General features: G+C 69.8%; 22 protein-coding genes. 11 read left to right on the top strand and 11 right to left on the bottom strand.

Features of this window, described 5'->3' with window-relative positions:
* Positions 1–1233: 1233 nt before the first annotated feature.
* The 3 genes from OG985_RS50025 to OG985_RS50035 all read left to right on the top strand — a co-directional run bounded on the left by OG985_RS50025 (position 1234) and on the right by OG985_RS50035 (position 2994).
* Positions 1234–1893, top strand: coding sequence for a hypothetical protein (locus OG985_RS50025; protein WP_371674800.1), 660 nt, complete (start codon positions 1234–1236; stop codon positions 1891–1893).
* Positions 1890–2366 carry a hypothetical protein gene (locus tag OG985_RS50030; protein WP_331720224.1) on the top strand — a complete coding sequence of 159 codons (477 nt, stop codon included), beginning with the start codon at positions 1890–1892 and terminating at the stop codon, positions 2364–2366. The genes OG985_RS50025 and OG985_RS50030 overlap by 4 nt, the downstream gene beginning before the upstream one ends.
* A 196-nt stretch (positions 2367–2562) precedes the next feature.
* Complete coding sequence (locus OG985_RS50035; protein WP_331720225.1) at positions 2563–2994, top strand: hypothetical protein; 432 nt, start codon at positions 2563–2565, stop codon at positions 2992–2994.
* Positions 2995–3991: 997 nt separating this feature from the next.
* Here OG985_RS50035 and OG985_RS50040 read toward each other — a convergent pair.
* Complete coding sequence (locus OG985_RS50040) at positions 3992–4537, bottom strand: hypothetical protein (protein WP_331720226.1); 546 nt, start codon at positions 4535–4537, stop codon at positions 3992–3994.
* Between the two features lie 222 nt (positions 4538–4759).
* On the opposite strand from OG985_RS50040, the gene OG985_RS50045 reads away from it, so the two are divergent.
* The 3 genes from OG985_RS50045 to OG985_RS50055 are packed head-to-tail and all read left to right on the top strand — an operon-like array spanning position 4760 to position 8929.
* Positions 4760–5848 carry a tyrosine-type recombinase/integrase gene (locus OG985_RS50045; protein ID WP_371674802.1) on the top strand — a complete coding sequence of 363 codons (1089 nt, stop codon included), beginning with the start codon at positions 4760–4762 and terminating at the stop codon, positions 5846–5848.
* On the top strand, positions 5845–8355 hold the full coding sequence (locus OG985_RS50050) for a tyrosine-type recombinase/integrase (protein WP_330315744.1): 2511 nt from the start codon (positions 5845–5847) through the stop codon (positions 8353–8355). Before OG985_RS50045 ends, OG985_RS50050 begins: the two co-directional genes overlap by 4 nt.
* Positions 8345–8929: a DUF6262 family protein gene (locus tag OG985_RS50055; protein ID WP_330315743.1), complete on the top strand. Its 585-nt coding sequence runs from the start codon at positions 8345–8347 to the stop codon at positions 8927–8929. Before OG985_RS50050 ends, OG985_RS50055 begins: the two co-directional genes overlap by 11 nt.
* A gap of 22 nt (positions 8930–8951) precedes the next feature.
* Here the strand turns inward: OG985_RS50055 and OG985_RS50060 are convergent, their stop codons facing one another.
* From OG985_RS50060 to OG985_RS50080, 5 genes are all read right to left on the bottom strand, one after another.
* Positions 8952–9476 carry an AAA family ATPase gene (locus OG985_RS50060; RefSeq protein WP_331720228.1) on the bottom strand — a complete coding sequence of 175 codons (525 nt, stop codon included), beginning with the start codon at positions 9474–9476 and terminating at the stop codon, positions 8952–8954.
* Between the two features lie 45 nt (positions 9477–9521).
* Positions 9522–9821 carry a hypothetical protein gene (locus tag OG985_RS50065; RefSeq protein WP_331720229.1) on the bottom strand — a complete coding sequence of 100 codons (300 nt, stop codon included), beginning with the start codon at positions 9819–9821 and terminating at the stop codon, positions 9522–9524.
* Complete coding sequence (locus tag OG985_RS50070) at positions 9821–10054, bottom strand: hypothetical protein (protein WP_327349080.1); 234 nt, start codon at positions 10052–10054, stop codon at positions 9821–9823. The genes OG985_RS50065 and OG985_RS50070 overlap by 1 nt, the downstream gene beginning before the upstream one ends.
* A 730-nt stretch (positions 10055–10784) precedes the next feature.
* The gene (locus OG985_RS50075; protein ID WP_331720230.1) at positions 10785–11546 is read right to left on the bottom strand and encodes a hypothetical protein; all 762 of its coding nucleotides are present in this window, start codon (positions 11544–11546) and stop codon (positions 10785–10787) included.
* Between the two features lie 102 nt (positions 11547–11648).
* On the bottom strand, positions 11649–12242 hold the full coding sequence (locus OG985_RS50080; protein ID WP_331720231.1) for a terminal protein: 594 nt from the start codon (positions 12240–12242) through the stop codon (positions 11649–11651).
* 130 nt (positions 12243–12372) lie between these two features.
* On the opposite strand from OG985_RS50080, the gene OG985_RS50085 reads away from it, so the two are divergent.
* The 4 genes from OG985_RS50085 to OG985_RS50100 all read left to right on the top strand — a co-directional run bounded on the left by OG985_RS50085 (position 12373) and on the right by OG985_RS50100 (position 14684).
* The gene (locus OG985_RS50085) at positions 12373–12681 is read left to right on the top strand and encodes a DUF6300 family protein (protein ID WP_331720232.1); all 309 of its coding nucleotides are present in this window, start codon (positions 12373–12375) and stop codon (positions 12679–12681) included.
* Positions 12682–12768: 87 nt separating this feature from the next.
* Positions 12769–13128, top strand: a complete 360-nt coding sequence (locus OG985_RS50090) for a nucleic acid-binding protein (RefSeq protein ID WP_331720233.1) — start codon at positions 12769–12771, stop codon at positions 13126–13128.
* A 2-nt stretch (positions 13129–13130) separates the two neighbouring features.
* Positions 13131–13652 carry a DUF6233 domain-containing protein gene (locus OG985_RS50095; protein WP_331720234.1) on the top strand — a complete coding sequence of 174 codons (522 nt, stop codon included), beginning with the start codon at positions 13131–13133 and terminating at the stop codon, positions 13650–13652.
* An 879-nt stretch (positions 13653–14531) separates the two neighbouring features.
* On the top strand, positions 14532–14684 hold the full coding sequence (locus OG985_RS50100) for a hypothetical protein (protein ID WP_331720235.1): 153 nt from the start codon (positions 14532–14534) through the stop codon (positions 14682–14684).
* Positions 14685–14769: 85 nt separating this feature from the next.
* Here the strand turns inward: OG985_RS50100 and OG985_RS50105 are convergent, their stop codons facing one another.
* Positions 14770–15327: an XRE family transcriptional regulator gene (locus OG985_RS50105; RefSeq protein ID WP_331720236.1), complete on the bottom strand. Its 558-nt coding sequence runs from the start codon at positions 15325–15327 to the stop codon at positions 14770–14772.
* Positions 15328–15339: 12 nt separating this feature from the next.
* On the bottom strand, positions 15340–17658 hold the full coding sequence (locus tag OG985_RS50110; RefSeq protein WP_331720237.1) for a helix-turn-helix transcriptional regulator: 2319 nt from the start codon (positions 17656–17658) through the stop codon (positions 15340–15342).
* 143 nt (positions 17659–17801) lie between these two features.
* Here OG985_RS50110 and OG985_RS50115 point away from each other — a divergent pair, with 143 nt between their 5' ends.
* Positions 17802–18107, top strand: a complete 306-nt coding sequence (locus OG985_RS50115) for a hypothetical protein (RefSeq protein WP_371674803.1) — start codon at positions 17802–17804, stop codon at positions 18105–18107.
* Between the two features lie 31 nt (positions 18108–18138).
* Here OG985_RS50115 and OG985_RS50120 read toward each other — a convergent pair whose 3' ends face one another.
* From OG985_RS50120 to OG985_RS50130, 3 genes are all read right to left on the bottom strand, one after another.
* Entirely contained in the window at positions 18139–19308 is a 1170-nt protein-coding gene (locus OG985_RS50120; RefSeq protein WP_371674804.1) for a protein kinase, read from the bottom strand.
* A 109-nt stretch (positions 19309–19417) separates the two neighbouring features.
* Positions 19418–20248: a DUF721 domain-containing protein gene (locus OG985_RS50125; RefSeq protein WP_331720240.1), complete on the bottom strand. Its 831-nt coding sequence runs from the start codon at positions 20246–20248 to the stop codon at positions 19418–19420.
* Positions 20245–22512 (bottom strand): hypothetical protein, encoded by a 2268-nt coding sequence (locus tag OG985_RS50130; RefSeq protein WP_371674805.1) that lies wholly within the window; start codon positions 22510–22512, stop codon positions 20245–20247. Before OG985_RS50130 ends, OG985_RS50125 begins: the two co-directional genes overlap by 4 nt.
* Positions 22513–22842 lie beyond the last annotated feature (330 nt).

Genomic DNA, 22842 nt, shown 5'->3' on the forward strand with positions numbered 1-22842 from the left:
TACCACATCGCTGCGCGATGTGCAAGGGAGGCGGTCGCTGCGCTCCCGCTGCCCACGCGATGCGCGTGGGCGGATCCCTTCGCTGCGCTCCGGGATCCGGTGGGGCCGGCCGCTGCGCGGCGCGGCGCGGCGCGCGGTGCGCGCTCGCCCGTTGAGGGTGTGTCAGGTGCGGCTAGTCGGGTGTGCGGTTGGGGAGTTGGGGAGTCCTGCGGACTCCTGGGCGGGTCCGCTGTGCTCCCCCGCCTGACGGTCCTTCCGGCTGCGCCTCCAGAACCTTGGGGCCCGCTGGCGCGGGCGGGCTGGCTACGAGGGGTGGGGGGTCGCTCGTTCGTGTGGGTTCCAGTGTAGCGCGTGCATCAGGTTGATGCAGCATGTACCGTTGGCGGAAACACGGGACACCCCCCAACCACCCGGGCGGGGCGCACCTTTTGCTGAATGGTCAGCGCCGGAATTCCGTTCACCCACTCACGCGAGGAACAACGAATTGGGGAGCTGCGGACCCGAGCCACAGAACTGGACCTCAGATATCGGAAAGGCCGAATTCCTGGGTGCGGAGGTACCGGAGCCGAACGGCCCCCGGGGCCGGGCGGCGGAACCGCCCACCGGCACCGGCCGCGCTTCCTTGCTTGTGAACGTCACGGTCGGCACCACCCGAGACTCAGAGCCGCTGCTGCTGTCCACTGCCCGCACCGAGCCGCAGAGCCGCACGCGAAGCGAGCTCAGCCACGGAGGCCGGCTCCCCCGATCCCGCTGGTCGGCTGCGGCGTCAGGCCCACCGCTGCCAGCTGCTTGCTTCCTAAGCACCGGCGGCGTGTCGGTGATTGATCAGAGCCGCAAGATCAGGTATCACGCGCGCACACGCTCTAGAGGGGGAGCGAGATTCCGCATCGCCCCAGGTCAGGGCGTTTTGGTGCCGTTCCGGGTATCACCCCGGGGTGATAAATCGAGGGGCCAGTTATCGCCCCGGGGTTATAAAACCACGTCGGTTTGTGCACCAGGGGGACAATCTGCGAACGGGTGGCGCGGTGACGGTCGGGCAGGTTGTGCACTGGGGGGACATTCGAGGTGGGTCGGTCGTCGCGGTCGCCTGCGGGTCGGCAGGGGGGAGAAATCACCCCCGGGTGATAACGACACGCCGAAAGTGCAGCTGGGGGACACGAAAGTGCACCAGGGGGACAATCGCGTATGCTGCCGTTGCCTGGCCCTACCGATCTTGAGGAGCGGACCCCCGCGATGACTGCACAGCCCCAGCAGCAGCCGCGCCGGAGGCCGGCCGCGCCCGGAGCCCCGCCGCCTCCGCCGCCCAGTGCGTTCCGGGCACCTGGGGCGCTTCGGCGCACCAACGTGGTCAACCTGCCGGACGGCTACCGGGCCAGTGTCGAGCCGCCCGTCACCAGCGATGGCTTCCTGGGCGAGGACTTCGTCATGGACAGCCAGGAGTTCCTGTGCTGGCTGTCGGACTACTACCGCGACGACATCGTGACGCTGCGGCTGATCATCCGGATGATGGGGATCCAGAAGCCCGGCGGGACTGTCGAGGCGACCCAGAGCAAGCTGGCCGGGCTGCTGAAGGTCAAGCAGTCGCAGATTTCACGGTCGCTCAAGGACACCGGGAACCTCGGAGTCACCGCCAAGGTCAAGGCCGGGCTCTACCAGTTGCACCCGCGGCTGTCGTTGCGCGGCGGCAAGGTGCCGGTGGAGCCGAAGCCGGGTATGCGGGCGCAGGGGACACTGAAGGTGGACCAGCTGTCGCTGCTGGACGCCATCGAGGACAATCCGGATCTGCCCGAGGTGTTCAGGGAACTGCGGCAGCTCCCGAAGCCGGCGGAGAAGCCGCTCCGGGAAGACAAGGCGCGCGCCCAGGCCCGCGCTGAGGAGGATGGGACGTCATGACGATCGCTGTGGAGCCCGCGGCCCCCGAGTACGTCTGGACGGCCAACAACGCCCTCGTGTTCGCTCCGCGCGGCATGCCGCCGGCCTCCTACCCGGTGCTGCTCCACCTCCTGGGCCGCCAGGAGCCCGGCGGGCGCTGCCTGGTCACCCATGGCACCCTCGCCGCCGAGATCGGCATCACCCGCCCCAAAGTGACCCGCGCGCTCCAGCACCTCGGCTTCGCACGGATGGTCTGGAAGGAAGGCAACGGCGCCTACCGCCTCAGCCCGCTGATCGCCGGATTCCGTACGCCCGCCGAACAGCTCCAGGCCATCGGCGCGATGGACGACGACGACCGCTTCGACCACCCCGACTTCCAAGAGCGCTACGAGCAGCAGATCGAGGCGTACGAGGAAGAGAAGCAAGCGAAGGCAGCCGAGAGGCAAAGGCGGCTGGAGCCTCCGATCGACCTGGCCGCCCGCCGGCGAACCTGACCTTCTGCCTCACTGAAGCGGCGTTGCACCTCACCGGTGCGGCGCCGCTTCTCGCGTGTGGGGCAGGTACGGCCGGAGCGATACATCGTTCCCCTCCAGGGGAAAGCCGCAGGCAGGACGGCCCGTACGAGCGTTCCCGGACGGTGGTGCCGCGCGTCGCCCGCCCGAGCGTCGGCCGACGCGGTACGAGTGGGGCGTGACCCACAACTTCGGCCTCCACTTCACCCAGGAGCTGGGCAACCACTTCGGCTTCCCCACCGACAGCTGGCCCGCGAGCGCGGAGCAGGTGACCCCGTTCTTCGCGATCGTCGTCAACGCACTGGGCATGGACGACGCGGCGCGGTGGTTCGAGGCGGCCCGCAAGGCGCACCAGCGTGTGGAGACCGCGGAGCGGGACCGGGCCCATCATTTCGGCTTCGCTCACCACCTGGACTTCGAGACCGAGGCCCACCGGAAGGTCACCCTCCCCGTCGTGGCGGCCTTCGAGGCGACGAAGGGGCTGTACGAGATCACCCGCCGGGACTCCAGCGTCGACGTCGACGTGTTCTTCGACTGCGCGCTGAGGGCGTGCTCGCGCGGCAGCGGCCGGCCCGACAGCACGCCGGTGGCAGCAGGCGCGAACGTGTAGCTGCCCCGGACGCAGCGGCCGACCGCTGCAGTCGAGCGAGGGTGCAGCCCCGGAGGAAGGGCGCGGTGATGCGGGGACTCCGGGCCGGTGCCGGACGGCGGGCAGCGGGCCGGGTGGTAGCACCAGGTAAACCGGTTTGTTCTGGAGCAGCAGAACAACCGACGGCTGCTCGGGGTGCGCACGCTGCATGCAGCAGCTGTGCATAGATCTCGCCGGAACATCGCAGATCTGCGATCTTATGCAGCCGCCGGGACGGGTCCGCAGCACTGCCGCTGGCCTTGGAGCAGCGGGCGCCGGCTGCATGCAGCGAGGCCGTGCAGCGAGCAGCTGCTACTCGGTTTGGCGGGCCTGCTGCACGTGCAGCACCCGTGTGCCGTCCGGGTCGTGCGAATACTGCGCCACACACCCGAACCCGAGCAGCAACCGGCGTTGCACCCTTCACCACCAGGAGCAGCAGCCGGTTGCGCAACGGGCGCTGCACAGTGCAGGCCGGAAAGGGTGCAACGGACTGCAACGTGCAGTCCGTTGCAGCAACGGCGGACTTCACCGGGAGCGCCGGCGCCCTACGAGGACGGGGCCGATCGACACCGGCGTTGCACCCCAATAGTGGTTAGTACAGATAGCGGTCCGGTGCAGGTAGTAGATCCCTCCCCCCTGAGAGCAGAGCTCGCTCCGGGGCAACCAGGAACCGCAGCGGGACGACGATGGCGGCGAGACGGTCGCGGAGCCATCCCCGAGGGGATCAGCGGCACCTTCGGTCCCTGGAGGCGCTGTACGGCACCGTGAGCGCCTCGGGCGGCCCTGATCGCCGCTCGGGAGCCCCGAGGGCGTCAAAACGCCGCAGGCGGCCGTACCGGGCCGGGAAGGATCATGTGCGCCGAACGCTGGCGGGCCGTCGTCACAGGTGAGGGCAGATGATCGGGTCCCGTTTCTGCGAGCTCTGCTCTCAGGGGGGAAGGATCTACAACCCGCACATAGGTACTACCTGTACTAACCACTATTGGGGTGCAAGACCGCCGTCGTGCCGCAGGCGCATGGCGAGCGTCTCGCAGTACGTGAGTGATGTTGTCGCCACCCCGAGGTCGCCCCGGGCGGCGGCTTTCCGAGCCACGTCCGTCATCACCAGCATGCTCTGGAGCGGGCTCTCCTCGCCGACGGCCGAAGCCTCTTCGACCCGGGCGACCAGCACGCGGTCGGCCTGGTCCAGGACGTCGGACCACACACCGCCGTACGCGGCTGGGTCGACGCCGGTCAGGGGCGTCAGCCACAGGTCGGCGTGCGACTGGAGGAGCTGTTCGCCGGAGCGGTAGTCGAGAACGGTTCCGCACGGCATCGTGCCGTTGTCGGCGTGGTCCGCGGCGCCGGGCCACCCGTCCAGGTCCACGACGTGCACGGGGCAGAGGTACGCGAGCCAGGCCGCGCCCGGACCGGAGTCCTGCGCCGGGCCTTCGCGGAGCACGGTGGCCTTGAAGGGGCACTCCACCACCGTGCGCAGCCCGCCGAGATCGCGGTGGCCGGAGAGCTCCTGGACGATGGACGGCACTGTGGCTCCTTCGCTGGTCAGATTTCGATGTACGCGACGACCACGACGGTTATCTGCGGTCCTGATCTGGCGCTTGTTGTGTGAGGCACATGGGCTCACCGGTTCGTGTGACTGTGGGATATCTGCTGGTTGTGAGGCACGTGCTGACGGTCAGTCATGGGTGTCATGAAGTTCCGTGCTGCATGTGCAGAGTCCCCCGTGGACGGGCGTCTGTTGTGGGTTGTGGTCGATGAGTCGTACGGGCTCCACCACGAGGCATGCCTGTTCGCGGCTTCGTTGCGGGACATGGGCCGGTCGTTCAACACCGAGAAGGCGTACAGCATCCGGGCCGCGCTGCTGTTGACCTGGTGCTCCGCGCGAGGGCTGGACTGGAAGCAGATCACGCTCCTGGACCTGGCCCGGTTCCTGCGGTGGCTGGCGGACGAGCCGCTGCCGCCACGCAGTCCGCGGGTCACGGCCCCGCCGCGGTTCCGGCTGGAGAAGTCGGCGAACCAGGTGATGACCGGCGTCTTCGAGTTCCTGCGGTTCTGCTCGCGCAACGAGTGGGTGGATGCGGAGCTGGTGGCCCGGCTGACGGAGACGAAGTACCTGAACTGGCTGCCGCCGGGCAAAGACGCGGGCGAGGACGGCCAGTTCCGCACCGTGAGAGCAAAGATCCTCAAGCTGCCCGAGCCTGTCGAAGAGGCCGTGGAGTATCTGTCCCCGGAGGAGGCCGACCAGCTGTTCCAGGTCGCCACCCGGGCCCGCGACCGGTTCCTCGTCGCCTTGCTCGGCTGCACGGGAGAGCGGATCAGCGAGGCCTTGGGACTGCGGCGCCAGGACATGCACCTGCTCAGCGACTCGCGGATGCTCGGCTGCCGGGTCGAAGGCCCGCACATCCACGTCCGGCGGCGGGCGAACAACGCCAACGGAGCCCTGGCCAAGTCCCGCATCGCCCGGGTCATCCCGGTCACCGAGGACATCGCCGGACTCTATGCGGACTACCAGCTCGAACGGGACGAGGTTCCTGAGGCGACCGGCTGCGACATGGTCTTCGTGAACCTCTTCCATGCCCCGCTGGGGCGGCCGATGCGCTACGGCACGGCGAAGGAGCTCTTCGACCGGCTGGCAAAGAAGACCCAGCTCACCGCGCGTCCGCACATGCTGCGGCACGGGGCGGCCACGGCCTGGGTCCGCGCCGGCGTCGACGAGGACGTGGTCCAGGACCTGATGGGGCACGTCTCCAGGTCCTCGCTGACGCCCTACCTGCACGCCAGTGAGGCGGACAAGCGGGCGGCGGTCGAGCTGGTGGCGGCAGGGAGGCGGTCGTGACCAGTCCCGCCCCGATCACAGCGGAGCCGCTCTCCGACGTCGTTCCGCTCGACCTGACAGCCTGGACGAACTGGCTGCGAGACCAGGTTGATCCCCTCTGGCGGCCAGGTGAATGGTCCCAGCAGGCTTGGTTCTTCGACGGCGACGTGGACAACCCGCGCACCTCGGCCTCGAAGTGCATCACCGCCTCGTGCTCGACCGTGATGCCCTCGCGGGGGCTGCTCTGCCGGCACTGCCTGGAAGCCCACAAGGCCAGCACACTGAGCCGGGAGGAGTTCGCCGCCACCTACGAACGGCCCCGCCGGATCCGCACCCAATGGGGGTCCGAGCGCGAGCCATGCGTCCTGGAACGTCCCTCCGGCAGATGCGAGCGGCCTGCCTACAGCGGCGGGCTCTGCCGCACCCACTACTCGCGTTGGCGACGACGCCCGGATCAGCAGGCCACGGTCGAGGATTGGCTGGCCACCACCACCGCGGAGCCGCTGGAAGCAAAGCCGACCTGCATCGTCCGGGGCTGCTTCAACCAGCGGGTGATCTCCGGACTCTGCACTCCGCACCTCCAGCAGTGGGACCGCGAGAAGCGGGTGGGCGCTACCCGCGACCCCGAGCGATGGGCCAGCCAGACCGCCAGCCGCCTGCTCACCAACCAGTTCACCCTGCGGGGCCTGGCCGAACCTGTCCGCTGGGAGTTCCTCTACGGCCTGCAGCAACGGGATGCCCGCGGCGGCGTCATCGAGCCGATGGCCACCCGCCAGCTGACCCGCCGGCTCGAGGGGGTCCCGAGCCTGCTGACCGTGGACGTCGAGTCCTTCGTCGAGGGGATCACCAACCACCACAACCTCGTGGCCTTGATCCGGGAGACCGTCCGGGGACTACGACGGGCCTCACTGTCGTTCCGGGGCCTGACGCCTACCGACGCCGACACCTGGGACCTGGGCTGGATGAACCTGCGGTCCACGGCACTGGGCGGGCGCCGCCACCGGCCGGGACAGGTCGACGCCTCTGCCATCCGTCAGCCGTGGCTCCGGGAAGTGATCAAGACATGGGCCACCGCCGTCAGCCTGGAAAGCGGCAGATTCAAGCGGGTGTTCGCCGCTTGCGTCGTCGCCTCCGACGCCTTGCACGCCCGGCCCGGCGGGGGCCAGGACTACACGAACCTGCGGTTCGCCGACATGCAGGCGGTCTTCACCGCGATGAGCCGCATCCGCCGCGCCGCCGATGACGAACTCGCCAGCCGGAGCCATCGCCAGCAGGCGTTCGGCAGCTTCATCGAGATCGTCGACTTCGGCCGCAAGACGGACATGCTGACCGGCATGCCTGGCAGCTTCGACCGGGACAAGACACTGGTCCTGCCGCCCGAGGAGACGAGCGAGGACGCCGCCGGCCGAGCCGTCCCCGAGCCCGTCATCGACCAGCTCGATGCCCACCTTGCCCTGATGGGCGTCGGCTTCTCCTACGGCGAGATGGAGCCGGCGGATATCGAGCTAATGATGCAGACGGCCTACCTGGTCCTGCGCGAGACCGGACGCCGCCCCGTCGAGATCGCCAGCCTGCGGCTGAAGTGCCTGGAGACCCGCAAGGGCGAGAACACCCTCATCTGGGACAACGTCAAGAAGCGCCGCTACGGCCGCAAGCTGCCCATCACCCGCGAGACCGCCGCAGTGATCAGAACCTGGCAGACCCGTCGACGACAGCTGGAGGTTCCCTCCCGCAGCCGGAAGTACCTGTTCCCGTCGATCACCAACCGCAGCGGGATCGCACACATGGGGTCCAGCCTGGCCAACGCGATGCGGGAATGGGTCGCGGCGATCCCGGTGCTGCTGAGCGACGAACTGGACGATCAGGGAAACAGGTTGCCGTTCGACCGCTCGCTGATCTTCCCCTACGCGTTCCGGCACGCCTATGCCCAGCGCCATGCCGACGCCGGCATCCCGGTTGACGTGCTGAAAGAGCTCATGGACCACCGGTCGATCGTCACCACGATGTCGTACTACCAGGTGTCCCTGAAGCGGAAACGCGAAGCCATCACCACCATGCGGAGGCACACCATCGACCGTTCCGGCCGTCCGGCACCGTTCACCAGCACCACCGACTACGAGGCCCAGTCGGTCGCCGTCCCGTTCGGCAACTGCCGCGAGCCCAGCAACGTCAAGGCCGGCGGCAAGGCATGCCCGATCCGCTTCCAGTGCGCCGGCTGCGGCTTCTACCGTCCCGACCCGTCCTACCTGCCCGCCATCGAACAGCATGTCAACGACCTGCGGGCCGACCTCGAGACCGCCAAGGCGATGGACGCCGACGACTTCGTCGTCCGCAACCTCACCGACCAGATCGCCGCGTTCACGAACGTCGGCGACACCATGCGCAACCGGCTCAGCAGCCTCCCCGAGGACGAACGCGAGGATATCGAGGAGGCCAGCGCGGTCCTGCGGAAGGTCCGCGCGAGCCGGGACCACAAGCTGCTGCCGCTGACCGTGATCCGCAAGGAACCCCGGGACGATGTCGGCTGAGACGTCCGAGAAGCCCTCCAGGACGCCCGCAGAGGTCCTGAAAGCCGCACGTCAGCGGGACAGCGCCGATAAACGCGGACGCGTCCTCAAGGCCATCCAGGACATGCTCCGCGACAACCGGCGCATCACCTTCGCCGCGGTCGCCCGCGAAGCGGACGTCTCCAGCTGGCTCGTCTATGCCCCCGGCCTGCGCGAACGCATCGACCAGGCACGAGCACGCCAGGCCGCCCAGGGCCACCAGGACCAGCAGAGCGGGCGGAAGGTCTCTACCGCCAGCGAGCAGACCGACCTGCTTCTCGCCCGCCAGGAGATCAAACGGCTCCGGACCGAGAACGGCCAGCTGCGGCAACAGGCCCGCGTTCACCTCGGGCAACAGGTCGAACAACTCGGCAACCACGACCTGGTTGACCGCATCAACGAGCTCACCGAGGAAAACCTCCGGCTGTCCACCGCGGAACGGCAGGCAACCACCCAGAACGCGGAACTGCAGCAGCGAATCGCCGAGCTTGAGGACGATCTCACAGCAGCCCGCACCAGCCTCCGCCGCATGATCCGCAACGAGAACCGTGCCTAGGGCCCTAGCCAGGGCCGGACGGTCACGCGAGTGACGGCCACCGATCGGTAGCCCACTCCAGCCAGCCTGACCACCCAGGAGGCGGACCTCCAACCCCATGGCCCTCGAGTTCCGCGGCATCGGGCTCCTCGAACAGCGTCCTCCAGTGCACGAGGTCCGTCTCGCTCATCGCGAAGGTCTGATGAGGGGTGGTCGACTGGCGATGGGCGACCCGAGCACGTTGGGTCTCATGGTCCACCGGCACATACACAAGCTGAAAGGACGCGCCCACAGACATCACCAACCAGCGGATCGCGGACCTCTCGTCACGAGACCAGCATCCGAAATCCAGGACCACGTTCGTTCCCAGCTTCAGCGCTTCCAGACCAAGCCAGAGCAGCCGTCCTTCCAGCACATCGCGCTTCCCCTCAGGCTGCGGATCGCCGAACAGCGGGCGCATCCACTCATCCGGCGTCAGCCTCAGAGCGCTGTGCTCCTTGGCCAGCTGCCGAGCTCTCGTGGTCTTTCCGGCCCCGGGCAGGCCGACCGTCAGGAACAACATCGTCACACCCAGATCTTGTCACGAAGGCCAAGAGCCCGTGCCTAACGTCCCTCACGCAGCTACATGGCGTTGACCTGCACTAACACCCTGGGAACCCCAGATAACGCCGGTGCGCAAAGCACTCACCCAGTACAAGAGGCGTACGCGCTCGACTTCGTCGGCGTACTGGCGCAGTTGGGGGCCGGCGGTGTCGCCGGGCAGAGGTTCGCCTATGTCCGGGTCCACGGAGATGACGACCAGGGCGCGGTCCAGGGCATGGATGTCCGCCTCGCTGGTGATGTTCTCCAGCTGCTTCGCGGCGGAGTCGGAGAAGGCGATACGGGCGCGGCGCGGGCCCTGCTGCGAGGGCATCAGGCGACGGCCGGGCGCTGGGCGGCGAGCCGGGCGAGGTGGGCCTCGCGCAGTTCCTCCCACGGCGTGCAGTCCTCCACCGAGGGCAGCCCGTTGGTGGCGATGTCCTCCAGGACGGCGGCGAACTGGTCGGCGTTGGCGCGGGTCTTGGCCGCGTACGCGCGCAACCCGTCGGCGGCCGCGGGCTCCAGCTGCTGACGGGCGTGGTCGGCGGGGGCCGGCTGTTCGCTCATCGAGGGCTCCAGGGGCAGAACTGTCGTCTGCTTCAACGGTATCGGCCGCCCCCGGCCCTGGGGACCACTCCGGACGAACCCGGCCGCATGAGGGTGCAGGATCCAGGGACCCAGGTGGACCCAGCAGCCGTTGCGGATCGTGTCCGCCAGCGAAAACACCGGTCCGAGGACCCAGGGACCCAGGTTCTGGGGCGGTTGCTGGGTCCAGCTGGGTCCGCCCGCGCGATGACACAGATCAGCTGATCAGTGACACAGATGAGCGTGCCCACCTGGGGAAACAGGGGGTTGATGACACAGATGACACAGGTCTGCCGGACTGTTCAGGCAGGGATGCCGGGCACGACCTGCCTGACTACGGTCCGTACTGCTCAGGAGTGCGCGCGCGAGGCATGATCAAAAGTGTCACGCTCCACCCCCGAATCCGCCCGGGAGAGGCCTCCAGGCCCCGGGAATAGGACATAAGGGAACATATTCGAGGTGGCGTGACACTTTTCCAGAGGGGCGTGACAGGTGGTGTCACGCTCACGCTCTGTCAGCGTGACATCTTTCGGAAGCGCGCGGCGCCCTGCGACCTCACAGGGTTACAGGTCGCCTCCCGGAAGCGCGTCTGCCTGAGGAAACGGCCTCACAGGCTCGCAGGCGAACAGGGTGAACAGGGCATTTCCGGCCCCGGACCTCGCAGGTCGGCCCGATGGGATCGGGGAGGCCTGTGACCTTGCGGAGAGTGAGATCAGCTCTGCCCGGGCCGGGCGCGGGCGAGGAACGCGGCGAGGTCGCCGGTGGCCTCGGGGTCGGCGGCGGCGAGCCGGGCCGCGAACGCCAGCTGGTCGACGTCGGCGCCCGGCGCGAGGTGCGCGAGTTCGGTGAGCAGCGCGGCGTGGGCGAGCAGCTGCGTCGGCAGCAGATCGGCTGCGGCCTGGCGGGCGGCCGGGTCCCGGTAGTGCCCGAGGTGCGCGGCCAGGGCGTGGGCGAGCCAGGCGTCGACGTCCTTCTGCATGTACGAGCCGGCCCGCCGGGTGAGTTCGTCCCGGGCGGCTTCGTCGCCCTCGCGGGGCTCGGTCTGCTCCAGCGTGCCGAGCTCGCGCAGCGCCTGGAGCTCATCGGCGCGGGCCGCGACCCGGGCGGCTTCGCGCAGCTCGGCTTCCCGGGCGGCGGCGGCCGCGGCGTCGGCGGCGAGCTCCGCCTGGACGACGTCGTCGGCGTCCGGGTCGTAGACGGTGTCCGGGGCCGCGTCGGCGAGCAGCTGCTCGATGCGTTCCCACTCCGCGAGCTCCGCCGGGCCGCGGACGTCGTCGGCCAGGTCCTCGTGCCGGGAGGCCTGCCGGGCGTCGAACCGCGCTTCCTCGAGGGCCGCCGCGACGGCGCCGGCGTCCATCCCCTTCGCCCGGCGCCGGACGACGCGGCGACCGATGCGGGCGGGGTCGACCGGCTCGCGGGACGCAGCGACGCGCGGGGCGAGCGGACGGCGGGCGGTGCGCCAGGGCGTGGTCATCGTCGGCCTCGTATTCGTGGTGCGGATTCGGAGCGGGCCGCCGCCAGAGCGTTGTCGGCGGCCCGCCGATACGTTTTATAGCAGGCTCTGAATTCCGCGTGTTCAGAACTGGAAATCTATCGACTGTACGTCCGTGAAATCTGCTCGGAGCCCGTCGGCGCGGCTGCCCCACTCCGTGAAATACGACTCGGTTATGGCCTCGGCGACGACCGGATGCAGGTCTTCCTCTGTCGCACCGGCCTCCTGTAGGCGGAGGATCTCCTTGACGTAGGTGGGCGAGATCGGCGTGGTGATGGTGCGCTCGCGGCCGTCGTCCGAGCTGCCTGTGCAGGTGAATCCGAAGTAGGCCGTCACCTCCACCATCATGCCGCCGGAGGTCGCCGCGCGCTCCCGCGCCTGTGCCCTGACCTGCGGTTGCCACTGAGATTCCGTCGCCTCCACCAGCGTGGCCTGCAGGCGCTTCTGAGGCTTCGTCTGCTGTCCGGCGCGGTAGCGCTGCACGGTGCGGGTCGAGACGCCCAGCTGTTGGGCCAGGGCCTTCGTGGACTGCTTCGTGCGCGTGTAGAGGAATTCCATCTGGGCCTTCGCGGATTTCGGCGCGGGCCGGGTGAACACCTTGCGCTCCGCCCGCTTGAGGGCGTCCAGGACCCTGTTGCGGCGCGGGGCCGGCGGCTGCGTGTCGTCGCTGTCGATCATTCCTCCAGCACACACCCGTTCCCCTGTGGACAGATTTCCGTGCCCGGGCGTCCCCCGTCGCAGGCGGGGTTGACGGAGTGGATCAGCGGGTCTTGGGTGGAGGGCCACGTCCAGAGCAAGGGGACTGGCCATGGATCTGCTCAGGCTTTCCGACCGGCTGCCGCAGTGTTCACGCTGCCGGGGCGACCTCATCATGAGCGGGGTGGCGCCACAGAACGACAAACACGGGCGGCCGATCCACCTGGAGCTGTGCCCGGTGTGCGACACCGGAGACGTGGACCGCCCGGCGGCCGGCCTTCTCGTGCAGTGGTTCGCCGACCGTGGCGGTCATGACGAGAGCCGCATCCAGGAGGGCTCACACCTGCTGATGGAGTGGACGAAGGAGTGCATGGCCACCCACGGCTGGTACTTGCACGACACCCCGCCCGACCAGCCCTGAGCCGTCATCAGCAGAAGCCGCCCGGGCGCACAGCGCCGCCGCGTCGTACGGGCAGTACGGCCGCCGGGTCGAACTACTGTTGGGGCCGTGGCGACAACGTACGACTACCCCGGCGACCTCATCGCAGCGCAGCAGGCACTCACCCAGGTGCGGGCCGACCTCACCGCCCTGTACAAGCGGCTGCCCTACTCCGTCGAACCGATGGAAGGCTGGCAGCGCCCCGAGGGCTACTGGCGCACCCCTCGCGCTTACCCGGACTCGCCCGGCTGGTCGGAGCAGGAGCAGCAGGACGTCGCCGCGCTGCGCAAGCGGGAACGCGACCTCACCGCCGCGATCGTCACGCACGCCTTCTGGAACGAGGTCCCCGGGCCTGAACGGCTCGATGCCCGCTCCCAACTCAAGCACGCTCTCGCACGCGAGGACCGCGAGGGCCAGGAGGCGGCGTAGCCGTGGCGGACACGCCACCCGAGCCGGAGCCGCCGCCCATCATCGTGGTTCTGCCCGACGGCCAGGAGGTCACCGGCCGCCTCCAGGAGCGACAGCAGGTCCCGGACGCCTGGCTGTACAAGGTGGCCGTCCCGGCCTGGCAGAACACGCCTTCCGGGCAGGTGGAGCCCGCCTGGTACGTGGTGTGGGTGCAGGCCCCCGACCACGTGAAGCCCGTGCCCGGCGTCTCGTACGACGACGTCCCCACGACCCGGCTGCCACCGCCGACAACAGAGCAGCAGATTCTCGGGGAGCGCCGGCCTTCGGGCTGGGTCCTGCAGAAGCTGGACGGCGGCCGCGGTCCCGGCCGGGGCGTCATCCACGCAGTCGACTGCGAGGAAGCACCCGCCGGAGCACCGGTGCTCAGCTTGGACAGGGCGCTGGACGCTGCGGAGCATCCCGGTACTCGGCTGTGTTCTTTGTGCGGCGCGGCGCAGGAGCTGGATCCCGTGCTCAAAGGGTTCGACCACAGCGACGGCGAATAGGCCCGCTCCTCTGGCAAGGGCCGAAGGCGACATGCGCCAGGGCCTCTTGCGCAACGCGGTTCGCTTCGGAGAGGTAAAAGGAGAGAGCTCCGTAGCGAAGACGAACCGTTTCGCAGTGCGCGGAGAAGCCGGAGACACGTCCTGCACGAAGTCGGATGCGCTGCTTGCGTTGAAACCGCCGACTCCGGCGAAGAGTTCTACCGACTCCGCAAAGAGAGCGACGATGTTTCGCTTCCCAACCTTGCCACGGACGGGTGTTTCAGTGGTTCAAGGCCTCAGTTTTCGCGCCTCAGAGAGGGCTCTGCAACGTGTTCCTGAGCGTTCTCAAGGCTTGTCGGCTCCGCTTCGGTATTAGCGGGCATCAGCTTTCACATTCGGCGACCTCACATCTCGGACGGCATCGCCGCAGGTGGGAGGCTTGCAATCTTCGGTGACTTGACAAGCGGCAGCGCCTAGCACATGTGCGGTGACTCCGCTGAGGTGCCTTCCCCGGGCTGAGTTGTCCTTCGATGCCGTACAGAGGCAGAGGGAAGGTCGGGCCGTGATGTGCGTAGGCTTCTGAGTCGACGGCAGCGGCAGTGCTTCCTGGGTTCTGCAGCCGCTCCAACGGTGCAGTCGTCAATGCGTAGTTCGACCGCTTCAACCGGAAGGAGACAAAGCAGTGGCCCCCTGCTCCAACAAGGGGCCACTCGCGTAGTCCGACAGCTCCACCCCGTACCAGAACGCATTCCAAGATGGGAGAAGAACCATCAGGTTCGAGCCCGAGCCTACGGGGCGCCGTGTGCTGCCGTCGAGTCAAGGCAGTCCCGGCACGCCCGCAGGCATAGCCGCACAAGCCCGTCACCACACCTCCTGTATGAACAGGGAGAGGCGGGCTTCGTGAACAACGACCAGATCAGCGTGCGCACGGTGGTGCTGTTGCTGGTGGGCGCGTTAACCGTCGTCGTCGCTCTCCAAAAGCCGGCGCTCGGAGCGGCGATCGGCGTCGGCGTCGTTGTTGTCGCCCTGCTCAACGAGCTGATGGGCAGATAGCCGGCGACCATCCCACCCTCGCGGATACGCGAGCGAGCCCCGGACCACATCGGTCCGGGGCTCGCGGGCTGTTCGGGGCACGTTGCTACAGGTCGAACTCGAGGTGCTCGATGTCCGTGAACCGGACCTCTTCCAGGCTTCCGGCGCGGCGGCCGCCGTCCTGGAAGTAGACCTCCTTGAGCGCTTCGGCGGCGATCTCCTTCAGCTGCTGGTCGGTGGCGCCGGCTTCCTGGGCGTCGAAGAGTCGGGCGGCGTAGCGCGGCGGCAGGGCGACGGTGAGGTGGCGGATGCGGTCCTGGTCCGTCGATCCGATGGGTGCGGTGTAGCCGAGCCTGGCGCGGGTGTCGACGACGATGCCGCCGGTGGTCGCCGCCTTCGCGCGGGCCTTCGCCCGGATCTGCGGCTGCCACCGCTTCTTCACCTCGCGCTCCAGGCGCACGGCAAGGTCGGCGCGCGGCTTCTTGATCTGGTCCTTCACGTACCGCTCCACGGTGCGCTGCGAGATGCGCAGCATCTGGGCGACCGCCTTGGTGCCGCCCAACTGCTTGACCAGGTAGCGCATCTGCGGGCCCGCGTTCTTGGGTGCCGGGCGGGTGAATGCCTTCTGCACCGCGGCGTCCAGGCCGTCCCCGAACAGGCTCATCGTCGCCTTCTCCTACTCTCCGTTGTCGACGTCGGTGACGGTGCCGTCCTTGATGTACCGCGCGAGGTTGAGCTGCGGTGCGTTGAACCGCTCGCGGACCTCTTCGCCCCACAGGACTTCCTGGGTGCCCTCGTGCTTGACCAGGCCCGGGTTGATGCCGAGCTTGAAGCCGCCGGGCAGCGGCTTGCCCTCCTTGTAGGGCAGGAAGTCCAGCGGGCTCTCGCCGTTGGCGGCGTAGACGACGCAGTCGGACAGGACCGCGATCGGGTACTGCCCGGTGAAACTGGCGTGCTTGACGATCTTGCGGTGCAGGTTGATCCGGGTGCGGGAGATGACAGCCGCGCGGATGTCCGGACGCCAGGTCGGGCGGGACAGCGCGCGCCACGGCTCGCCCGGACGCCAGCCCTCACCCCGGGGCCGCTCGCGCAGCTTGCCCAGGCCGCCCTTCACCGTCGCCTTGACCGCGGAGACGACGATCGCCAGCTCCGGGTCACGGCCGCGGTATCCGTCCATCGCCGCCAGGAAGTCGGCCGGCTCCAGGTCGGCATCGACACCCAGGTCGGCCATCGTGGCGAGGAAGGCGTCGCGCAGCCGGTTGTACCAGCCGTCCAGGTAGCGGCCGTTCTCGTAGCGGACGTACGCCTCGATCGGCGTGACCTCGTAGCCGAGCTCCACCGCGTACGCCACGGTCGGCGTCGCGTACCAGGCCGGGCCTTCGGGGCGCTCGCCCTTGGGCGTGAACGGGCTGGGCAGCAGACTCGCGTCCAGGTCCGCCCACTTGTCCTTGCCGACCTTCACCCGCGACAGGTCCACATGGGAGAGGTCGACCAGCCAGGAGCCGGGCAGCTTTGGGTCGAACACCGGTGCCTTGACGTGGGTGGGCGCACCGATGCCGACGGTCAGGCCGTTGGCACCGGCGGCAAAGGCCATGTTCACGTCGATGCCGACCAGGTGGCGCAGGGTGCACTCGGCATCGGTCATCGGCCGCGCCCAGTCGTACGCCTCCTCGAACAACTTCTCCGCAGGGCCGCGGACGTGGAAACGCGGCAGGTCCTTGAGGAGCGGGTGCCCGTCGGGGGCCTCGCACGGCGCGCAGTCCACCGGCTCCTTGCCCAGCGAGCCGGGGTTGTGCTCGGAGTGCCGCTTACCGTCGGCGTCCGGCTCGGAGGCCCGGGTCGGCGGGTGTAGCGCGGTCATCAGCTCCAGGCCCGTCACGGCGGTCGATCCGCGCGGCGTCATCACCCGCGACGCGTACACGCCCAGCACGCGCGCGAGTTCCGCCGGCGGAAGCTGCCCGGCCTCGCCCCAGTGCCGGGTGTCCAGCGCGTTCCACGACGGGATGCACAGCTGCACGCAGGCCCGCTCCGAACCCTGCGCGGGACGGTAGATCCGCGCCCACGGCCCGAACCCGCGCTTGGTCAGCTTCCACTCCGCGCGGACCAGCTGCTTGATGACCTTGTGGCCCTCCGGGATCCGCCCGGCGAGGCGCTCCTCATCCGTGAGGGCGACCGGCAGGCCGTAGCGCTCCAGCACGGACGGGGTGAGGACGATCAGCGGGTCGGCGTCCTTGCCCGGGCCGGACAGCTTCGGCTGCCCGAGTTTCGCCTCGCGCAGCGTCCAGTCGACCAGGGACGGGATCGACTTGGCGGGCACGTCCAGGACCAGGCCGCCGGTGCAGTACGCGAGGACCTGGCCGTCGGCGTCGACGTCGATGACCGCGAGCGGTCCGTTCTCGAACCGTGGGTCGGTGCCGCCTGCCGGGGTTCCGGCCGGGGCCGCCTTCTTCGCGCCCGGTCGGCGCGACGTCGACGACGGCCTGGTGGTGCGCGCCGGACTCGTCGCGGCGCCCGGAGCAGCGGCGGCAGGCGCTTCCGCCGGGTCGGCGGAGCCCGCCGGGGCCGCCTCCTGCGCCCCAGGACGGCGCGACGTCGGCGTGACCCTGGTGGTGCGGCGGGTCGGGTAAAGGGCTTCGACCATGTCGTCGATCGCAGCGTCCGGAACCTCTGGCATTTCGCCTGTCGGGTCGGGCGCGCCGGTGAACGTGGCCGACACCGCGGCGTCCTTGACGGGTGCGGCCACGTCGGCCGGAGTGGCGGGGTAGAGCTCCGCGAGTTTGTCCAGCAGCCGGGCGTAGGCGTCGCGCTCCGGCGGGCGGGGCTCGGTCTTGCCGGACTCCCAGCCGGACACCGTGGCCCGGCGCACCTTCAGCGCGGTGGCCACCTCATCGATCGTCAGGCCGTGTGCGGCACGCAGCCGCTTGCGCTCTGCCGGTGGGGGGAGTGTGGCGCGGGACGCGAGCAGGGCATCGACCGCGTCGAACAACTCGGACATGGGTTACCTCCTGACCAACATCCTACCCCATGAAACGTACGAAACGCGTACGTTTCCCGTACGAAGTGCGTACGAAGGTCTGTTCGGGGGGTGAGGTGCCGTTTCGCGCTCGGCAGCCGGGCGTGCTCGGTACGGTGGCGACCGTGGCGGAACACGGCGAGACGCAGGGCGGAGCGGAGCGGGCACGGCTGGGTGGCGCTGTCGAGCCGCTGCCGGGTGCGCCTCCCGGCACGGTGCGAGTCGTCACCGGCACGGCAGCCCGGCAGGTGAACGACCAGGAGGCGCACGACTTCGGCATCTCCACCGAACGGATCTGCCTGGAGATCGAGCACGTCTTCTACGACGCCGACGACGACGTCCTGCGGCACACGGTCACCGTCGACTACAGCGGCCACCCGTACGTGACCCGCTACCAGCCCACCCCCGAGGACCTGGCGCGCCGCGAATAGCCGGCCATCTGCCCTTGCTCTTCCTGCTGAATCAGTCAGTGACGTGCACGGTGACGTACAGGTCTCCGGGCGCTCCGCCGTGCTTACCCGGCGCGCCGAATTCCTTGAGCCGGATCTTCTGCCCGTTCCGGACACCGGCGGGAATGCGGATCTTGAAGGTGCGCCGCTTGCTGGCGACCCTGCCCTCGCCTCTGCAGACGGTGCAGTCCAACACCCTCGTCTCGTCTCCTGTGGTGGCGCAGGCAGGGCAGTTCTCGCTGGCGGTCATGCGTATGGGGATGACCGCACCACCGGCGGCTTCGTCCGGGCGGAGGTGGACCTCGGACGTGACGTCGGCCCCGCGGCTGGGGATGGGCGAAGTGTCGCCGAAGTAGCGGTCGTTGATCTTTTCCAGGAGGTCGTAGACCTCTTCGGCGTTGTCCGGGCGCTGGGCCGGGTTCTTGGCCAGGAGTTGGCTGACCAGTTGTTCCAGTTCCACGGGAGCGTCCGGACGCAGGGTGCGCAGCAGGGCGGGAGGCTCTTTGAGGTGCTGGTTGATCAGCTGCCAGGACGTGCCGGTGAAGGGCCGGCGGCCGGTGACCGCCTCGAAGAGCACGCATCCGAGCGAGTACAGGTCGGAGCGGTGGTCGAAGGAGCCGGACAGCGCTTCGGGCGCCATGTAGGCCGGGGTGCCGATCAGGACGCCGGTGGTGGTGATGTCGTGCCGTGCGTCGTTCCCCTTGGTGATGCCGAAGTCCACGACCGTCGCCTGGCCGTCATTCCGGACCATGATGTTGGACGGCTTGATGTCCCGGTGGGTGAGGCCCGCCTCGTGCGCGGCGTCCAGGGCGTCGGCGACACAGGATGCCGCGTACAGGGCCATCGGCAGGGGCAGCGGGCCGGCCTCGAGGACGGAGCTGAGGGATTTGCCGGGGAGCAGCTGCATCACCAGGTAGGCGTACGGCCGCCCGCTGTGCATCGCGGAGCCGAAGTCGTGCACGGTGACGATGCGCGGATGAGCGAGGCCGCCGGCGACCGCGGCCTCACGGGCGAACCGGGCCACCTGCCGGTCGTGGTCCGCGTCGCCGTCCCCGGTGAGGACCTTGACCGCCACCAGCCGGTCGACCTTCGGATCGTGGGCCTTCCAGACCTGCCCGAACCCGCCCGCCCCGACTGGCTCGATCAGCCGATAGCGGCCGTCCAGCACAGTCCCTGCCCGCACGACTCCCCCTTCTGGGTGCGCAACGCGACGCACGATCTACCAGACGTGTACTCGTCACGCTACGCCGGGACAACCACCAGTAACAGGGGGTGCTGATCTATGAGTTGGCTCAGGCTGTGGTCCGCAGGGCAGCCGGCTCGGGGTCTGCGGCCGCCGTACCGGACGTCCGGGCGGCGCGCTCTTGTCGGGCCCGGCGTAGCGCGGCGGCCTCGGTCGCCGCGGCCTGGCGGCGGCGCTGCGCGCGGGCCTGCTCGATCGGGGCGGGCGTATCGTCCGGCATCGTCTCGGGGTCGGGGAACGCGCGGCGGCTGAGCTCGCGCATCGCACGGGTCTGCCGCTCCACCGCCTCCGCGATTCCGGGATCCACCCGGGACGGCGGCGCGGACTCACGGTGCGCGGCGAGGGCGCGGTGGTAGCCGTCGCACGCGGCCTCGCTGGTCTTCGCCGGGCCTGTCGGCGCGTCCGAGCTGGTCGGTGCGGTGTCGTCCGGCTCGGGCGCGGGGACGGAGCCGGGCGCCAGGATTCGCAAGGCGCGCACGACCGTCCGGCCTGCTGCCTTGTTGGCGGCGTCGACGATGCGGGTCTGCTCCAGGCGTGTCTTCGTCGCCCAGGCCGCCGACTCGGGGCACACGGTGAGCTGGCCGGAGTCGGCGTTGTACCCCACGGCCGCGACGTGCCCCGCGAGTTCGGGGGCGATGGCCGCCCACCGCTGGCGCAGCGTGGCGCCGGCGGCCGGGAGCTCCCAGGCCCGCTCGGTGACCAGCGCGCCGATCGCCGCTCCAAGGCCCATCGGCTCGCGACCGTCCCGGCGCCCCGTACGGACCACGCGCGGCGGCTTCTGCTTCGTCCTCTGGCCGCCGCCGTTCTTCCGGGCCTGCTCCATCGCGGCCCGCAGCGCGACCCGGGCCAGGTCGACGCCGGACACCTCGCCGCCGCTCATGCCTGCCCCCAGGTGGTGTGCCCGAGGACCAGGTGGCGGATGCCGGACAGGCGCTGTGTCTGGTCGACCAGCTGGTTGCTGAACAGGCGCCTCGCGGACGTCTCGCCGTACTGGTCGATGTGGTCGAAGACGACCTGGTGGTCCTTCATCGCCTTCACCCGCCAGTCGCGGACCTGCTCGCGGGTCAGGTCCTCGAGGACCAGCTCCTGGTCGCCGTCGACGTCAGCGGTCTCCGGCTCCGGGGCGGGGACGACGGTGGCCGGACGCGGTGCGGGCAGCACGACCGGGGCCACCGGAGCGGCCGGGACGCCGGGGGCCGGCCGCGAGGCCGCTGCTTCGGCGCGGGCCTGAGCTGCGGCGGCCTTCCGGGCGCGGTACTGCTCCCACTCGCGGGCCTTCGCCCACGCCCTGGCCGTCACGGTCTCGTGCAGCTGCTGTTCGGCGGCCGTACGGCGCTCAGCCTCGGAGGCTCCGGGCATCGCGGCGTCGACGGCGGCCGCCACCGCCTGACGCTGGGCATGGCTGCTGGCCTGCCGGTCCTCGCAGCGCGGGCAGTCCCGGCCGGAGTCGAGCAGCATGCGGTCGTCGCACAACTTGTCGCCGCACTCCTGCCGCTGGGGCAGGCCCTTCCCGATCAGCCAGCCCACCGGGTTCTTGATCGGCCCGCCCAGCCGCAGCTGGTCGTCCAGGCGCCGGGCGAGCCGGTCGGCGAGGACCTGCGGGCCGTCCATGGGGCCGACGAACCCGTTCACCGTGGCCAGCTCGGCACGCGCGGCGGACTCCACCAGGCGGCGGGTGGCCGGACGCTCCAGACGCGCCCACAGCAGCCGGACCGGCTCGAAGATCACCCGCAGGTTCTCCGGCGGCAGGACCCCCCTCCCCTGCTGCTGCCTGCCCTGACCCGTACCGTCCACGACCCGCACCGGGGCGCCGGCCACCGGCCCGCAGTTGCCGTTCTCGCTGATCGACGACGGGGACTTCTTCGGCTGTTCCCCGCGGAGCGGGCCGTCCTCGCCGTCGACCAGGCGCAGCCCGGCGACAGCGTCAGCGTCCATGGCCTGGTCCTCGCGCTCGCACGCGCGGTCCGGCAGATCACCGCACCCACCACGGCCTTCGCCGGAAAAGCCACCGGAGAGCGAGAGAGAACCACCAGCAGTAACCACAGGAGCGTGAGAGGCGTGAAGGTGTGCAGCAACGGCGAGGTCTGCGGAACCGGCCTCCCCGCCCTCCTTGGCGCCCTTCACCCCAGTAACCACACGGGTCCCAGGACCCCCGGCCGTCTCATGATCTCCGGATGCACTACCGGCGAGGTCTGAAAACACGGAGGCAGCGGCCTCGCGGGCCTCCCGGACGAGCACACCGTGGGCCCGGGCAACCGGGAGCAGCCGCACCCGGCTGCGCGCGTTCAGTCCGGACGCCGTCTCGCGGCGGTCCACCGTCAGCACGTCCTGCTTCTGGAGCCGCGACAGGACCTTTGCTCCAGCGGCCGGCGAGCAGCCCAGCAGCCGCCCGGCCGTCGCTGCCGGGCGGCCCCGCTCGGTGTCCACGCTGCCGGAGCACAGCTGCAGCCAGCCCTTGGCGTTCGAGGACAGCACCATCAGCAGCAGCCCGAGCCGGTCCGTCGCCGCCCCGCGCCCCGTACGGTCCGCGAGCATCCCGTCCCGGGTGATGCGCCCGTCCTTGCCCGTCCAGCCCGGCGCGAACAGCGCCTCGATCAGCTTCAGCAGGACGGCCAGCTCCACCCGCTCCAGCGCCAGGACGTGCCGCCGGTCCCCGCCGTGCTGCGCCCGGTACATCGGGATCACCCAGCACTCCAGGCCCGTCATCCGCCCGGCCGCACTGGTCTTCTCGATCGACCCGACCACGCCGCGCCCACGCAGTTCCGGCAGCACCTTGTGCGCGATCCGGGACGTCTTCAGCCCCACCCACCGACCCAGCTCCTTGGCGGTGATCCGGGTGCTGTAGTCGGCCGCGACCTTCGCCTTCGCCATCAGCACCACCGCCGCGAGCCGCGCGGGGTCACCAGCACCCTTCAGCGCCGGGTCCGACACCAGCGCGCGCACCGCAGCGAGCAACCGGGCCCGCATCGTCTTGGTCAGCTGGAGCGGGTTGCCCAGCTCCAGCGGGACGGCCGGACCGGCCTGCGCCGGCACCGACCGCAGCCAACGCGGCGAGCGCCCGGCCGGAGCCCAGCCGACAGAGTCGTCGATGGGTGCCCACAGGGGGTGGTCGAGCGTGGCGGCCGACGCCGCTCCCGCGCTCACAGGAACATTCCCGAGGTCGGGTGGCCCGCCGAACCGGCGTCATCCGTGTGACAGCGAGGGGGTGTGATGTACGTCACAATCCCGCCAGGCGGGACACCGCAACCTGCGGTAATCCCCCCAGAGGGGGTACTGGCCTGGTCGTGGTCGACCTGACAAGTCGACTGACGCTCGTGCACTATGGCGATACCGACCTTCCATATGGATCAACGCAGTGGGGCCCCTTGGCCGGGGCCGATCTCGATGGCTCGTGTGGCGGGACAGGTGAGCCCCCTCCGTGAGGAGCGGGCGACAGTGCGAAGGCCAGAGGCGGATTTCCTTTCCGTGGACGGT

The organism is Streptomyces sp. NBC_00289 (genome assembly GCF_041435115.1).
In the GTDB taxonomy this organism is placed as follows: domain Bacteria; phylum Actinomycetota; class Actinomycetes; order Streptomycetales; family Streptomycetaceae; genus Streptomyces.